The sequence below is a fragment of the Mesorhizobium sp. ESP7-2 genome (genome assembly GCF_020164715.1).
GTDB lineage: Bacteria > Pseudomonadota > Alphaproteobacteria > Rhizobiales > Rhizobiaceae > Mesorhizobium.
This window is the reverse complement of record NZ_JAIUGQ010000038.1, coordinates 52,156-65,786: the sequence shown is the minus strand read 5'-3', so window position 1 is coordinate 65,786 and position 13,631 is coordinate 52,156. Positions and strand designations below refer to the sequence as shown.

The window sequence follows — 13,631 nt, the reverse complement described above, 5'->3', positions numbered from 1 at the left end:
TTTAACCAGTCGAATCTAATGCGGTGCTCAGAAGGATTCAAATGTCGGTTTGATACCGAGAAAGGCAGCCTTTCGCCCAAGCAGACCGCCGGCCGCGGACTGGGACGCGATATGCCGCGCCTATCCCGGGAGCTGATCGAAAAAGATCGGCCGGCGCTCAGTAGGCGGGGGGACCTTGGGGTTTCGATGAGCGCCGGCCGCTGGCGTCCGATAGGTCCGCCGCGTGGCAATGTAGCGCCCGACGAATGGGCGTCAAGCGGCGTGATCTTGAGCTGCCGATGCTGCTCTTCACGAAAGCGAATTCTTCCCGCGCAACTCATGTCGGTTTGTCCACCAGCGGCCTCTTCCTTGTCCGCGGTAGGCGTTCACCAGCCTGACTACAGCCGCATCGACGGTCACCGGAACGCCACGGTTCACCGTCACGCGGTTTTTGCCGAGCAGGTGGGTAACGTTGCCGATCAGCTCGAAGTACTGCCCCTTCCGCATCTGCGTCGTTCGATCGACAATCGAATGTGGCTGGCCGTATGCGGTCCATTCCATTAGGAAATCGTCATATTCCGCTTCGGTTCCGGTTGCGGGCGTCAAGCTGATCTCCCTCGTGAACCGATACCGGATAGACAGGCGAGCGGGGCGGCGGCAATAACGGGCGAGAAGGCGGCCGATGCAGTGCCTGACGCTACCGCACCGGCCAAATCGACCCTCCCAGTCCGCCGCGAGGTCACAACATAGGACCGCGGCCACGCCGTCAATCGATGGAGCCGATCTCGCCAGCGTATGTGTCGTTTCAGGACGCCCGTTCTGGCACCCATCTTGCATGACCATTTCATCTTGGGAGAGGGATGAAATGAGTTTATTTAATCGCCTGCTCGACAAGGATCTGACCCTGCAATGTCCAAGCTGCAGAGCCAAGCTGGTTAGGAAGGGCTCCTGGGTCAAGTCCGTCGCGATATTCACATGCGAACGATGCGGTGAGAAGGTACGGCTCTCTTACAGCGAGAAGCTTGAGATCTTTAGGCGGGGCGCCTCCAACTGACTGGGCCGGACTTAAGCGGAACCCTAGTACCTCCCGGCGTCTCATGCCGGATTGAGCACATGGGGCATCAACTTTTTTGACCTATGGCTAGCGAATAACGTCCCTGAGACGACCCACGCGGATGTCATCTCAGTTGACGAACTGACCCACAAGCTCATCGCCGGCGCCAAGGCCCTCGGCATCAAGCGGAGCGAAATCGATGAGGAGGTGGACAGCATCTACCGCACAATCCTCGACGCGATTGTGCACTTCGATCCTGGTCTGCCCGAGTGACGTGTCAGCTTGACTCGTTCCCACTGCGTTCCCATTTTGGTCTTCCCCGACGGAACTAAGCCGGCCCCATCGGCCGGCTGGCGCATGTGCCACTGTCGCTCGTTGTCGACGTAATGAAGGCAATTGCGCATCGCCTGCACACCGTCTGTGGGATTGGCGATCGTCATCCTGCCATCCTCGCCGTTACGCCATTCGCCTTCAGTGCCGCCATCAGCATCGGCCCGACCGAAAACGCCCCCGCCCTGGCCTTGTCAGTCAGCACGCGCAGATAGCCGCCGGCGGAATTGATGTGCTGAGCACGTTGCAGGATACAGGCAATCACGATCGCAGCGGTTTCCTGGCCCATCGCATGGCAGGCCTCCTCATATGCAGATGGCGAGACACCAAGGTAACCCCGCACCTGGGCGGCGGTGATCATGAGATCGCGCCAGTTGCTGATCCCGTCGACGGCATAGTCCACAATTTCCGGGCAGGCTTTCAGCACAAGCCCAAGCGGAAAGGCCTTCAGGGGCTCTGCGGTTCTCGTCCTTGGCTCGGCCGGCGCCCCGCTTTTCTCTAAAGCAGGTTCAAATTCAAAAATAGAGTCGGTATTTGAATCAGATTGCTGCCGCTCGTTTTGAGAGTCATTGCCGCTCGGATTCGTGGATTTCATATGATTGTCCAGCAGCTTAGTCACTTCCTCGTGTAATTCCGCAAGATCCGAGACAATCGGCTCGAGCTCGGCAATGCAGGCTCGGCGCGGAATTGCCCCCACAACGCCGCGGAAGCGCTTCCACAGGCCTCCCCAGTGGCCAGGGGCGTCTTCGTCAAGAGCCGCCTCTATCAGCTTGTGGATGTCGCGGCGGTGCAAGGTGATCCGCTCCCGCATAAGCCTGAGCGCCCTGTTGTCGGCGCGAACACGCTCGGCTGCTGCCTCGAACTCGTAAGCCCGGGCCAGCAGCGGTGCCAGGGAGAAGCCAAATGCTTCCTCGATCTCCCCTCCTCTGCCCTTGCGGGCGTAACGCTTGCCGTTCGGGCTATCCCGACGGATGATCAGCCCGCAATCCACAAGAGCCGCCAGGTGGCGCCTGAGCGTGGCATCAGGCATTCCGTGCGCTCTGAGCGACAGCTGAGCGTTCGAGGGAAAGACGATGAGGTCGTTTTCCTCACTCAACTCACTGTCAGGATAGAACGATAACAACGCATTCAGGACGGCCAGAGCACGATCGCCGATGCCGACGATGCTCTTGCCTTCGCAGAGATTGCGGTAGATCTGCCACTTGTCGACGACCCTGCCCTTGGGGATTTCACGTGAATCGTTTTGCGCTGCCAGCATGGCAAGCGACATCGGCCGCCGCCCAAAGGGCGTCGTTGCAATACCCGTCTCCATTTTCTTTCACCCTCGATTAGGCAAAAGAAATCTGCTCGCCAAAACGACGCCAATGACTCTTGACAGTGATTCGTGGAGATGCGATTCTCGGAGTGCTTAGTTCAGAGAGAGGCTTCCACGGCTTGCCGTTCGGGGGCCTTTTTCTTTTGCGGTTTCAGACTCCTTGTTTCGTGGTGGACTTCCGAAAGGCCTCAAACAGGTCGTCCAGTTGTCCGGCGATAAACGCTGCGAAACGCGATCCTTCGGCCTCTCCCACGGCAATCATGGTAGTTTTTCCGTTGTCTTTGAGGCTGACGCTGACCGTTTTATCTGGAGCAGCCCAGGATTTCATAGCAATCATGGGGTTTGATGGCTTCGTCGGAGCCACAGGTCCTTTAATCGCATTGGTATCCGACGGCAGCGTCTCAAGCAGCATGATGAATCTGTCATCGGACGTTGCCTCGCGGAATTTGTTTTTGTGAGTAAGATCGAAGGCTTTCGCGAGTGAGCCATCGACGGAATAGCGGTTTGAGAATTCCTGCCATCGTCCTCGACCAATCCCGGGGGCTTTACCAATCGATTGCAGTATCTCCTTGTCGACCGAGGAGGCGATTTTGATCATCTCGGAGACGTGCGATTTTCCGGTCGACAACGAAGCGCAGATGGTATCCCGTTTGTATCCTGCTTCCTGTTGCGCAAGCGCAAAAGCGCATTTTTCGATGTATGAAAGATCCTCTCGAGCTGTGTTTTCTTCCCCTTGGAAAATGACTGCTTGTTCATCAGTCAGCTCGCGGACGGCCGCTTTGAACCCGATCCCAAGCTGCTTAGCTGCCGCTAGCCTTCTGCGACCATAGACGATTTGAAACTCGCCATCATTGCCTTGTACTGGCCGAACCAATCCAGGCACAATTTGACCGCGCTCCCGCATGGATTCTGTGATTTCAGCAATGGCGGAAATCTCGTAGGCGTCATCATACCGATCGGTGATAGATGACGGCCGTATTTTGTCGGGATCGAGTTCAATGATTTGTTCGCCTGACTTCAATAACTTGTCGGCGATATCGCTACGCTCTTGCATTTGGCGAACACCAGCCGCTACCTTCATCAGGTGTGGGGATGACGTGCGACGGCTGAGGCCCTCCTCCGAATCCTCCCCAAGTTGCCCCAAAACAGCAGCAAACATGCCCTTAGAATCTTTGCGGCTCACTGTTCACGCCTCCATGCCGTTGTGATGAGGCTTTCTATTTCCGCGTTCGCGGCATTGATCGATTCGATTGCACGATCATAGGTTTTAGGTGCGGAGAACCTCGATCGTTGCACTTCGTAGAGGCTCTGCTTCCAAGTGAGAGCGTCGGCAACCGCAGTTGATTTGGAGACTGAATTCAGAAGTAGATCCTCGCCAAAAACTTGACGCATTAGGGCCTGCATGTTGGCTTGCGGGTGGTCGTTCGCCTCAAATTTGGTGATGAGGAATTTGGCGAAATCCCAACGCGCACCTGCACCAGCCTCATCCAGGATTTGCATATAAGACGCGGCCAGCTCCAAAAACTTGCCTGTGGAATCGACATCGAGCATGTGAGCCGGAACTGGGATGAGGACCCCGGTGGCGGCCGTGAGCGAGGAAAGCGTCAGGAAATTGAGTGCCGGCGCGCAGTCGAGAAGCACGATGTCGTAGCGATCAACGATCTGTTCTAGCGCCTGTGACACTCGAAGAAGGAAACTCGTTCCACCGCTCTTGCGCATCTCAAGGGTAACGGCGGTTTCGAATTCTGTCAGCTCAAGACCGGCGCAGATGACGTCGAATCCGATGACATGTGTCTGATGCACAATTTTTTCTGTTGGCACCGGATCATCAAACCGGATCGCCGAGTAAAGGGTGTCACCTTCTCGGTAGTCAAATCCGGGTAATGCTCCTTGCAGACTGGTTAACGAGGCCTGAGGATCCATGTCGACTGCGAGAACGCGATACCCACGAAGTGCCAGCCAGTGACCCAAGTGAATAGTGGTCGCTGTCTTGGACGATCCGCCTTTGAAGTTGGTGATCGCGATGATCTGGCAGTCTTCGCCACCAACGCGACGAGGATTGATCCACTTCTTTCGCGCCTTTTCCGCCAGATGCATCCGAAGCTCAAGCACCTGGCCCACGGAATATAGGCGCTTTCCGGTGCTTGTTGTTTCTGGCTCGGGTCCCTGCCCTTTTAAGGAAACCTGTCGTATGTAAGCTTCGGTCACCCCCAGCAATGCCGCCACTTCGGTCGAAGTGAATTTGCGCATCGTACGAACCGCGTCAGGAGGATACTGAGCCAGCGAAAGATTGTTGAGTGCCTTCTCGAGTTTCGTCGAAAAGGTATTCATGAATTGAAGGCTACTTAGATGCCGCGTCACCCAGATTCTCCTCTTGCACCCAGCCACAATGATAGCGACTGTGGTTAACAAGCCGTTAACGCCACGCCAACTACGCCAACTTTTCGAATTACGCGGTTTTTCCGTTACTGGGCTTATGCCCGATTCGGAGTGTTCGGGCAAATGGACGCACAGGCAGTTCCCAGCTGGGAACTTTTCGTGATCGCTGGCTTCCTGTACCTCAAAGTTGCACTCGACGTCGGTTTCTCTGTTGGCCTCTAGCGTCCCGCGTTCGGCGGCGAGCGACCTACAACGGCGCGTCGGCGAAATTCCCCGTTGTGACGCCAGGCGCGGAGCTCCCGCAGTTATTCGCGTCGGCAACGATCGGTTATGTTGTGGTGGCGGCCATGCCACGCTCTTCGGATGTCCCTTCGTGATCGCCCCGCCAGGCTGGCCAGTTAGGCGCCCCACAGCCCCCTTCCTGCAACGAGGCATTCCTTCCCGGGCCGAGAGGTTCCAGCGAATGGCGATTCAATGGCTAGGATTTGTCGCCCCAGCCGCAATCGACACCGTTTGGCACGTGGGCAACCTGTCCACGCGCACCCTCCTCCGGTGCGTCGACGATGAGGCAAGCAAGAGGCTGCTGCAGTCGCTTCAACTTCCCTCTGGGTCTAGTCCAAGTGTTGGCGAAGGATCCTGAGGACGTATCGAGAACCAAACTTCTCGCACAACTCGTCCGCCCGTACTTTGAGTTCCCAGCTGGGAACAGTCTTCAAATTGGAGGCTTGCACGGCGCCAGCAAACCTAGACACCATCAACTTTATGGTTGGGCACGTGGCCCTCGGGTGGGTTGGCGCTTCCACAGTCACCCGCGGCTGGGGACGAACCGGACCCTACAATCCTTAGTTAGATTCTCATGTTCCGCGTCAAGTTGAAGACAAGAAGGCTCACCTGCTTGGCAGGTTAGCGCAGCAATCGGATCGGCCGAAGCCGCACAGGGCTGGGGGGGTGGAGCTCAGAGACGACGGTTGATCAGGCTCTCATCCGCGGGTTGGGCACCGGCCTTACGTGTCTTCGTCTCGGGGCTGTCCTCGGTCTAGAAGGCGCACGTCAAGCGCATCGGTTCGGCCACATAACTTGCGACGGAGTTCCCCACCGTGGCCCCACCCCCAGCACTGTGCAGCGGGTTGGGTCGAGACCGGCTATGACGGCGCGACCTCCCGGCCGATCCCACAAGAAGGCGGCCATCTCGCGTGCGATCGCAGCCACGACCACCGGCGGCTTCTTGCCGGCGGCGCTGAGGCGGCAATAGCGGGCGCAAAGCCAGACCTGCCCCTTCCAGGCAAAGTCGCGGACAGCCTTGGCCAACCCCTCGACCCGGGACCTCAGGGCCTCGCTGACCCTGGCGGGGTAGCGGCAAGTCCATGCCGCGTCGACCAGGGCGCGGCGGGCGCGTCGATTGCCGGCGAGCGCACGGCTCGACCGGCGAGCCGTGGCCCGTTTGACCGTTCCCCCGGGACAAGGCCGCGAAAGGCCTTCAACTGCGGCGGCGTATCGAAGCCTCGGTCGAACGCCCGACCGCGTTGCGTATTGTGCCAGGTCAGCGACACAGGCAGCACTCGATGGTCGACGCCGACTTGTGTCGCTTGCCGATGCCGAGGCCTGGGCCGTGATGTAGAGGCCGACGTGGGTCTGGTGGCTGCGGATCAAATCGCTGACGCCGGCACCGGGCTCAAAAGATGCTTCCAGCTGGCGGCATAGGCGCGACGGGTGTTTGCCGAACTCGCTGCTTCGACATAAGCGCGCGCACGGTCAGCTTGATCCGCGTGCGTGCTACGGCGGTGACGCTTGAATGGTTCGGTCCTAGGCTTGAAAGGTGCCGAGAACTGCCATATCTTTTGCACAAGAAATATGACTCTCAATATGGTAGGATGAATTCTGTGGCCCATGCACTCAAGATCCCCGAGCAGAATGGACCTCTCATCTTGTCCTATATGGACCGGAGCGGGAAGATTGCGATCGAGCAGGTCGCGGACGGTTTTGGCATGTCCAAGGGCCAGTTGGCCCAGACCGCCGGTCTTGCTCGCGAGACCCTTTATCGCTCAGAGCGCAGCGCCGCGGTTAAGACACAGGGGCGTCTGCGGGAAATGCTTGAGATCATCAGTCGTGTGACGGATTGGGCGGGCGGCAAGGAGCAGGCGATGGCTTGGTATCGAGCTCAGCCGCTTCCAGCATTTGGCGGACGCACCGCTGAAGCGCTGGTGAAGGAAGGCAAGGCCGCTGCGGTCCGTGATTATCTCGATCACATGGCCGTTGGTGGTTTCGCTTGAGGTTCGTTGGAACCTGCTACCGGGCACACGATCCACGTTGGGCATTCAAGCCGACTTCCGGCGAAGGGGCGGCGATCAGAGGTGCGCGATTTAATCCCAAAGGCGTGCCGGCGCTCTATTTGGCGCTGACCATCATGACGGCGGTCAAGGAAGCCAACCAGGGGTTCGCGCACCGGATCGATCCTTGCGTGCTGTGTTCGTATGAGATCGACTGCGATGACATCGTGGATCTGACAACCGACGGGGCGAGGGGAGAATTTTCCATCGCGCTCATGGCCTGCGCCTGGGCGACGGCGCTCAGCGACGGAGAGCGCCCGGCGTCTTGGTCCGTCTACGACCGGCTGCGATCCCAGGGTATCGCCGGCATTCTGGTGCCGAGCTTTGCACCAGGCGCCGAAACAGACGATCGCAACCTCGTGCTTTGGGACTGGGGTCCGTCATCGCCGCATAAGGTGACGGTGTTCGACCCGAGTGGACGATTGCCGAAAGACCAGTTGTCCTAGCGGTAGGGCTCGGTGGCGAACAGCTGTTGGACTTTCGGCGCGCATGCCAATTTGGTGCCGGCCTGACTGAGTAAGGGGGAGGAGCCTTCTTCTACAATCCGTTCGCCTTGATGAAATTGACGCGGAACCGATCGCGCCGGCCCTGGTCTTCGCGCGTCATACGCCTTTCGTCAGGTCGCCACCGGCGCCGGCGGCGAGTGCCGTGCGTATAGGCCGCTGCGCTCTTTGGTGATTTCGATTAGCTTGGGATTGAAATTTAACGTCTGAGGTAATACCTTCTGTAGATCCGGTATTACAAAGGTGCAAACATGGCTACGACAGTCACAGCCAAGGGCCAGGTGACCATCCCGAAGCCCGTCCGCGATTTTCTCGGTATTATTCCCGGCAGCAAAGTTGATTTCCACCGTGCGGCCGATGGTAGTGTCGTGCTGGCGCGCTCTGACAAAAAGCAGCCCGCGAGCCGCTTCGCAAAATTGCGGGGTCATGCCGGCAAGGGGCTCGACACCAATGCGATCATGGCATTGACGCGTGGCGAAGCGTGACGCTGGTCGACACCAACGTTCTGCTCGACCTTGTCACCGATGATCCGAAGTGGGCGGATTGGTCGATCGGTCAGCTTGAGGCGGCGAGCCTCGATGGGCCTCTACTGATCAACGATGCAGTCTATGCCGAGCTTGCCGTTCGATATGGGCGCATTGAGGATCTCGACGCGTTTGTCGATGAGGCGGGTCTCGACCTCGCTCCGATGCCGCGCGCTGCCCTGTTTCTTGCTGGAAAGGTGTTCACGCAATATCGCAAGTCGGGCGGATCGCGCACCGGCGTGCTACCCGACTTCTTCATTGGCGCCCATGCCGCCGTCAACGGGCTGCCGCTGCTGACCCGCGACATCGGCCGCTATCGCACCTATTTTCCATCATTGAAACTGATAACCCCGAACCGCTGAGCTAACCGTCCGGACGGACGGTCTTGTGGTCGGGCAGGGGAGGGGGCCAATTGTCCCTACAGTCCGCTTGCCTTGGTGAGATTGACACGGAAGCGATCGCGTCTGCGCTGATATTTGCGGGTCATTTCGGACGAGGCATGGCCAAGCTGCTTTTGGACATAGCGCTCGTCGACTTCGGCCGAGGACGCAAGACCGGCGCGGAGCGAATGGCCTGAAAACCTCATCTCTCGCTGGCCTTCCGGCAGATCGCCACGCACGCCGGCGGCGAGCGCGGTGCGTTTGACCAGGCGGGCGACCTCCTGATCGTTGAGCCGATCGGCTCCGATTTTTTTGCCATGCCCTGTCACTCTTCGGAAGAGCGGCCCGTGTCCGATGCGTGCAAGCTTGAGCCAGGTTGCCAGCGCCACGACCGGGCAGCTCACATCGGACGAGCCGCGCCCAACTTCGACCTCGCGCCAGCCGGTCTTGCCGCGCAAGGTGACCAGAACGCCCTTGTCGGGGAAGAATTCGACCCAGCCGCGGCCGTCTTCGGTCTGGTCGCGCGAAACATCGAGGCCGACGATTTCCGAGCGGCGCAGCCCGCCAGTGAAACCAAGGAGCAGCATGGCGCGGTCCCGCAGTCCGCGCAGGGTGCCGCGGTCGAGCGTCTCCAGCATGGCGATCAGATTCTCGGGCAACACGGCCTCCTTCTGGAGGGGCGGGGCGGCGTGAGTGTTGCGGATGCCGGCCATGACGGTGGCGATGTGGCGGTCCTTCCTGTCGAGCGGCTGGCCGCGCTGCGCATAATTCCAGGTCAGCGAGGAGAGGCGGCGCTCGATCGTCGCCACGGATTTTTTGCGCCCCGCTGCCGCGCCTGTTGCACTGCCGGAGGCGAGCGCGGTGATGTAGAGCCCCACGGTTTGTGGATCGGGCGGCAACACGTCGAGATGCTGCCGGCGGGCCCAGGCGCAAAAATGCTTCCAGTCGGACGCGTAGGCGCGGCGGGTGTTGGCGGAACTCGCCGCCTCGACATAGTCGCGCGCGCGATCGGCCAGTGCGTCGAGATGCGCCGGCAGGCGCTCGGTCGAGACGACCGGAAGGGGAGGGGGTGAGGCGTGGTCGGCATCGCCGGCGGAAAGCCAACGATTTGGCTTTCCGAACTCCGAACGGTGAGCGTCCGGTTCGCCTTCAGGCGAATCGGAAGGTCCGGTGGACCTTTCGAAGGATGGCGAACGCCCGAAGGGCTGGGAGCCATAGCGGAGGGCATTGGCTTCTTCCGCCGCCGGCTCTTGTGGCGCGCGGCCCATCTCCAGGACGACGTCGATGATGTCGGGCAGGTCGTCGACGAACGTGGCGTCGGGCTCGGCCGAGCCTGCGGCCACGTTCTGGTTGACACGTTCCCGATCGACAGGGGGCGCCGTTTCCTGTGGTCGAGCGGAGCCGCGCCGCGTACGGTTTTCGGGGTTTTGATCGACGGGAGAGGCCATTTCTCCTATAGAGAGCAAAACGAATGATAATGCAACATTATCATTCGTTTTATGTGTCCGACAGGCTGTGCGTTTTGATGCGAACTCCGTGGCCAAAAGCGCACCGCCGCGCTACCCTCCAAACCCATGATTCGCCTCGATCCCGCTGCCGCCAGTCCTGCCCCGCTGCCCGCCGTTCCGGCTTGGGCGCTCGCAAGCGCTGACACGCAGAGCGACGGTGATGCCGCTTTCCGGGCCGGAGCCGCCTTGGGCGCGCTCGACACGCTTGCCCGCGCGCAGCCCGGCTGGGCCGGCGCCTGGCGCCAGCGGCTGGCGCTTCGTTGCGCCGCCGCCAGCATGCGGCTCGCCGGCCGTGCCGAAGACGAGGCCGCGCTGCGCGATGCCTGGCAGCTTTGCCCGGCCGGCGCCGATCCCGGTCCCGCCGGCGCCATTTTGGGCGCCTGGCGGCAGCTGGCGCTCCAGCCGCCCGTTGCCACCCCCGAACGGCTCGAAAAGATCGTCGGCCAGCTTGGCCTCCATTGGCACGACGCGGCGCTCGCCGACCTCTGCACGGGACTCGGAGAAATAGCGCGGTCGCAGCGGCCGGCGCCATTCGCCGCCGCCGCTCGCCGCTCATGTCGTCGCCATGCGGCCCGACTCCGAGCTGTTCGCCTGGTGGCTCGCCGATCTGGTGCTGGCGCAGGGCCTGCGCTGGCCGCGGCCGCTGCCGCTGTTGATGGCCCAGGTTTTTTCGCCAGCCTTCCGCGCTGAAGTTGGCGGCAAAAGAATCCGGCCGGGCGAAAAAAGTTTTGAGCATGCGGTCTGCGTCGCCCTGGTTCAAGCGGCGGCGGAGGCCTGCCGGCTGGCCGCCGAGCTGTCGCGCCGTGCCGAAAAGCTCCTGGCGGTGGCGCCGAAACTGCGGGCGAAAGGCGCCGGCGACGTGATTTTTTTGCTCCTGAATGAAGATGCCGTTTCCGGCTCGCTGGTGACAAAGAACCTGTCGCGTTTTGCGGCCCGGCGGCTGTTCGAGCGGTTGCAGCAGCTCGAGGCCGTGCGCGAGCTGTCTGGTCGTTCTTCTTTCCGGCTGTTCGGGCTTTAGCGATGGCCGAGACGGCGAGCGACGAAAGGGTGAAAAAAAATGTCCAGCGAATGCTGGTCGACACGGAGCTGGAGCACCTGCCGGCGGAATTGCGCTGGCGCGAATGGATGGGCCGCGTCGAAGCGGTGATCTTTGCCGCCGGCGAACCGGTGACACGGAGTCTCCTCGCGCGTGTGGTGGGGAAGAATTGCAACATCGAGCTGATCATTGACGACATCCGCGCCGAGCTCGCCGGCCGCCCCTACGAACTGGTCGCGGTCGCTGGCGGCTGGCAGCATCGGACCAAGAAAAGCTATGGCGACGTCATCCACGCCGCCTTCGACACGGCAGCGGGCGAGGGGGCAAAGGAGCTGAACCAATCCGAAGCGCTGGTCTTGATGTGCATTGCCTATTTTCAGCCGATCACGCGTGGCGAGCTGTCTTCCTTCTTCGGCAAGGAGGTGTCGCGCGACCTGATCGGCGTGCTGCGCGGGCAGGACCTGATCGCCTCGGGGCCGCGCTCGCCGCAGCCCGGCGCGCCGTACACCTATGTGACGACCAAGAACTTCCTGTCGCAGTTCGGGCTCGACACGCTGCGCCAGCTTCCGGATTTCGAGGCGCTCGAGGATGCCGGACTGCTGTCGAAGGAGAAGCTGCTGGCGGGGGACATCATGCCAGAGTTGGCTGGCGCGCACGACGAGGAATAACCGGAAACAGGGTCACCAGATGGTCTGCTCTTCGGCAGCTGAGCCCAGGTTCTATGTCAGCCGTCTCGATGCTCACGGACTTGTGCGTGCTCGAGCTCACTACCGCCTCTGCTGACGGCCTTAGCCCTCAGGATCTTGGCCATTGGGGCGGCCTTGATTTCGTCGAACAGGCGGTGGCGGCGATCAGCGGGCAAGGTAGCACCCACGCCACACCAAAGCTGACCAACGAGGCGACCCGCGGTGCCGATCATCGCCCATCTGCGACCGCAAGCGGGATGGCTTTCGTCGTGACCCTCCCACGAGAATTCCGCGCAGACGAGCCGTCTCGCGCGCCGTACCGGACATCAAGGAAGCCTTTGAGGGCGCCGAAGCCGATTTCGCCGTCCGCCGCGCCTTTGAACGTCAGATGCGCCTCTTCGACGAGATCGAGGAAATCGTCGTCCCAGACATCCGTTTCGACGATACGCCAGCGACCGGCAAAGGCCTTGCGATGACTGGAACCTTGGCCATGTCAACTGGTCCCAGCGATAAGCTTCGGCAGCCGCACCAGATTAGGCGGCGGCGCTGAGGGTAAAGGCCCTCCGACACGGTCGCGGCCACGGAACTTGGTTCGGCGCTGACCGGCGACCATCTTGATCCAGCCGAACGCCTGGCGCTTGCGAATACGCTGACTGGCAGCATAGCCGCCGTGCCGCGTCGTGCGCCCGTCGATAGCCGAACTACGGCCGCTGGTGTTCTGCGCTACATGCGGCGTCACCTTCGCGGCGGCCCACGGAACGCTGATCGACAATCGCCGGCATTCGAAGATCGAAGCCGATCTCTTGTATGAGGTCGAAGCTTGGGTCGCCCGGCTGAAGGACATGCAGGCGGAGCGGGAGAAAGCGATGGCCGCCAATGTCGCATAATACCCTGGGGGAGGAAGAGATCGACATCGCGACCAAGCTCGCCGATCTTGATCCGGAGGTTCGCAGGTTCCTCGCGACGCTGACGCCGAAGCGGGCCAAGCATCTGGAGGCGGCAATTCAGTGTTCGGAAGACCGCGAGACGGCCACCCGCTTCCTGAACTTCCTCGGCCTTCTGTTTGCCTTCGTCACCGGCATGATCGTCGCTTGGGACAAGGTCGCGGTCTACCTTCAGGCAGGAGGGAAGCACCCATGATTCACCGGCCGAAGTCGTTCCATAGTGCTGTCTGGCTGGCGATCGGGGTTTGCCTTGTCGCCGCCGTCTAGGCGCACGCCATCATCGAACTAACGGCCGGCGTTCAAGCGTCGGCCGGCTGTATGAAAAGATGTCACTGACGCGGATAGCCCCTCAACGCCCGCAGTGCGACAGCGATTTGGCTGATCTCGGATTGACCCAAGATTTTATCGCCGGACTTAATCCAAGGCATCTTGTCGTGGTTGCGCTCTACCGTCAGAGCGTAGTCGACCGCATCTGCAAGCGTCCACCAATGCTCCGGATTTTCACGGGGCGGCTTCGCGACTTTGGAATCGTCCGAAAAATCGTCCTCGGTGGCGGTTGTGTCTTTGGGTAGCCAAGCCAGAATGGCCGGCTCGTTAGGGTTCAATTCCATGTAGATTTCTCCATTTGCGTTGAGCTTCGCAGATAGGAGGCCGGGCCTTTGGTGA

At 60.7% G+C, this 13,631-nt stretch carries 14 protein-coding genes and 3 pseudogenes; 9 read left to right on the top strand and 8 right to left on the bottom strand.

Annotated features, from left to right (window positions below; translation table 11 throughout):
* Positions 1 to 288 precede the first annotated feature (288 nt).
* Positions 289 to 585 carry a hypothetical protein gene (locus LB543_RS27085; RefSeq protein ID WP_224616329.1) on the bottom strand — a complete coding sequence of 99 codons (297 nt, stop codon included), beginning with the start codon at positions 583 to 585 and terminating at the stop codon, positions 289 to 291.
* A 499-nt stretch (positions 586 to 1,084) separates the two neighbouring features.
* Between LB543_RS27085 and LB543_RS27080 the strand changes: the two genes are divergently transcribed.
* Positions 1,085 to 1,306, top strand: a complete 222-nt coding sequence (locus LB543_RS27080) for a hypothetical protein (protein ID WP_224616328.1) — start codon at positions 1,085 to 1,087, stop codon at positions 1,304 to 1,306.
* Positions 1,307 to 1,469: 163 nt separating this feature from the next.
* On the opposite strand, the gene repC is transcribed toward LB543_RS27080, so the two are convergent.
* From repC to repA, 3 genes are all read right to left on the bottom strand, one after another.
* On the bottom strand, positions 1,470 to 2,675 hold the full coding sequence (gene repC, locus LB543_RS27075) for a plasmid replication protein RepC (protein ID WP_224616327.1): 1,206 nt from the start codon (positions 2,673 to 2,675) through the stop codon (positions 1,470 to 1,472).
* 154 nt (positions 2,676 to 2,829) lie between these two features.
* Positions 2,830 to 3,861, bottom strand: coding sequence for a plasmid partitioning protein RepB (gene repB / locus LB543_RS27070; protein ID WP_224616326.1), 1,032 nt, complete (start codon positions 3,859 to 3,861; stop codon positions 2,830 to 2,832).
* Positions 3,858 to 5,039, bottom strand: a complete 1,182-nt coding sequence (gene repA, locus LB543_RS27065; protein ID WP_224616325.1) for a plasmid partitioning protein RepA — start codon at positions 5,037 to 5,039, stop codon at positions 3,858 to 3,860. The genes repB and repA overlap by 4 nt, the downstream gene beginning before the upstream one ends.
* Positions 5,040 to 6,937: 1,898 nt before the next feature.
* On the opposite strand from repA, the gene LB543_RS27055 reads away from it, so the two are divergent.
* The 4 genes from LB543_RS27055 (at position 6,938) to LB543_RS27040 (ending at position 8,773) form a co-directional block, all read left to right on the top strand.
* A complete protein-coding gene (locus LB543_RS27055; protein ID WP_411908790.1) occupies positions 6,938 to 7,327 on the top strand; it encodes an antitoxin Xre/MbcA/ParS toxin-binding domain-containing protein in 390 nt (129 codons plus the stop codon).
* Positions 7,324 to 7,830 carry an RES family NAD+ phosphorylase gene (locus tag LB543_RS27050; RefSeq protein ID WP_224616324.1) on the top strand — a complete coding sequence of 169 codons (507 nt, stop codon included), beginning with the start codon at positions 7,324 to 7,326 and terminating at the stop codon, positions 7,828 to 7,830. The genes LB543_RS27055 and LB543_RS27050 overlap by 4 nt, the downstream gene beginning before the upstream one ends.
* Before the next feature lie 308 nt (positions 7,831 to 8,138).
* Positions 8,139 to 8,372: an AbrB/MazE/SpoVT family DNA-binding domain-containing protein gene (locus LB543_RS27045; RefSeq protein ID WP_140762504.1), complete on the top strand. Its 234-nt coding sequence runs from the start codon at positions 8,139 to 8,141 to the stop codon at positions 8,370 to 8,372.
* A complete protein-coding gene (locus LB543_RS27040) occupies positions 8,369 to 8,773 on the top strand; it encodes a type II toxin-antitoxin system VapC family toxin (RefSeq protein WP_224616323.1) in 405 nt (134 codons plus the stop codon). The genes LB543_RS27045 and LB543_RS27040 overlap by 4 nt, the downstream gene beginning before the upstream one ends.
* 56 nt (positions 8,774 to 8,829) lie before the next feature.
* On the opposite strand, the gene LB543_RS27035 is transcribed toward LB543_RS27040, so the two are convergent.
* Positions 8,830 to 10,239: a site-specific integrase gene (locus LB543_RS27035; RefSeq protein ID WP_224616322.1), complete on the bottom strand. Its 1,410-nt coding sequence runs from the start codon at positions 10,237 to 10,239 to the stop codon at positions 8,830 to 8,832.
* A 126-nt stretch (positions 10,240 to 10,365) separates the two neighbouring features.
* Between LB543_RS27035 and LB543_RS27030 the strand changes: the two are divergent.
* Positions 10,366 to 11,317 (top strand): annotated as a pseudogene (locus tag LB543_RS27030) (DUF1403 family protein).
* Positions 11,318 to 11,319: 2 nt separating this feature from the next.
* Positions 11,320 to 12,003: an SMC-Scp complex subunit ScpB gene (scpB, locus tag LB543_RS27025; RefSeq protein ID WP_224616321.1), complete on the top strand. Its 684-nt coding sequence runs from the start codon at positions 11,320 to 11,322 to the stop codon at positions 12,001 to 12,003.
* A 212-nt stretch (positions 12,004 to 12,215) separates the two neighbouring features.
* On the opposite strand, the pseudogene LB543_RS27020 reads toward scpB, so the two are convergent.
* Both LB543_RS27020 and LB543_RS27015 read right to left on the bottom strand, forming a co-directional pair.
* A pseudogene (locus LB543_RS27020) lies at positions 12,216 to 12,466 on the bottom strand (hypothetical protein); the annotation flags it as partial.
* 48 nt (positions 12,467 to 12,514) lie between these two features.
* Positions 12,515 to 12,769: pseudogene (locus tag LB543_RS27015) on the bottom strand (IS5/IS1182 family transposase); the annotation flags it as partial.
* Between LB543_RS27015 and LB543_RS27010 the strand changes: the two are divergent.
* Both LB543_RS27010 and LB543_RS27005 read left to right on the top strand, forming a co-directional pair.
* A complete protein-coding gene (locus LB543_RS27010; protein ID WP_224616334.1) occupies positions 12,702 to 12,908 on the top strand; it encodes a hypothetical protein in 207 nt (68 codons plus the stop codon). The pseudogene LB543_RS27015 and the gene LB543_RS27010 sit on opposite strands and share 68 nt — an antisense overlap.
* Positions 12,898 to 13,161, top strand: a complete 264-nt coding sequence (locus LB543_RS27005; RefSeq protein ID WP_224616320.1) for a hypothetical protein — start codon at positions 12,898 to 12,900, stop codon at positions 13,159 to 13,161. The genes LB543_RS27010 and LB543_RS27005 overlap by 11 nt, the downstream gene beginning before the upstream one ends.
* Positions 13,162 to 13,294: 133 nt before the next feature.
* Here the strand turns inward: LB543_RS27005 and LB543_RS27000 are convergent, their stop codons facing one another.
* Positions 13,295 to 13,576: a hypothetical protein gene (locus tag LB543_RS27000; protein WP_224616319.1), complete on the bottom strand. Its 282-nt coding sequence runs from the start codon at positions 13,574 to 13,576 to the stop codon at positions 13,295 to 13,297.
* Positions 13,577 to 13,631 lie beyond the last annotated feature (55 nt).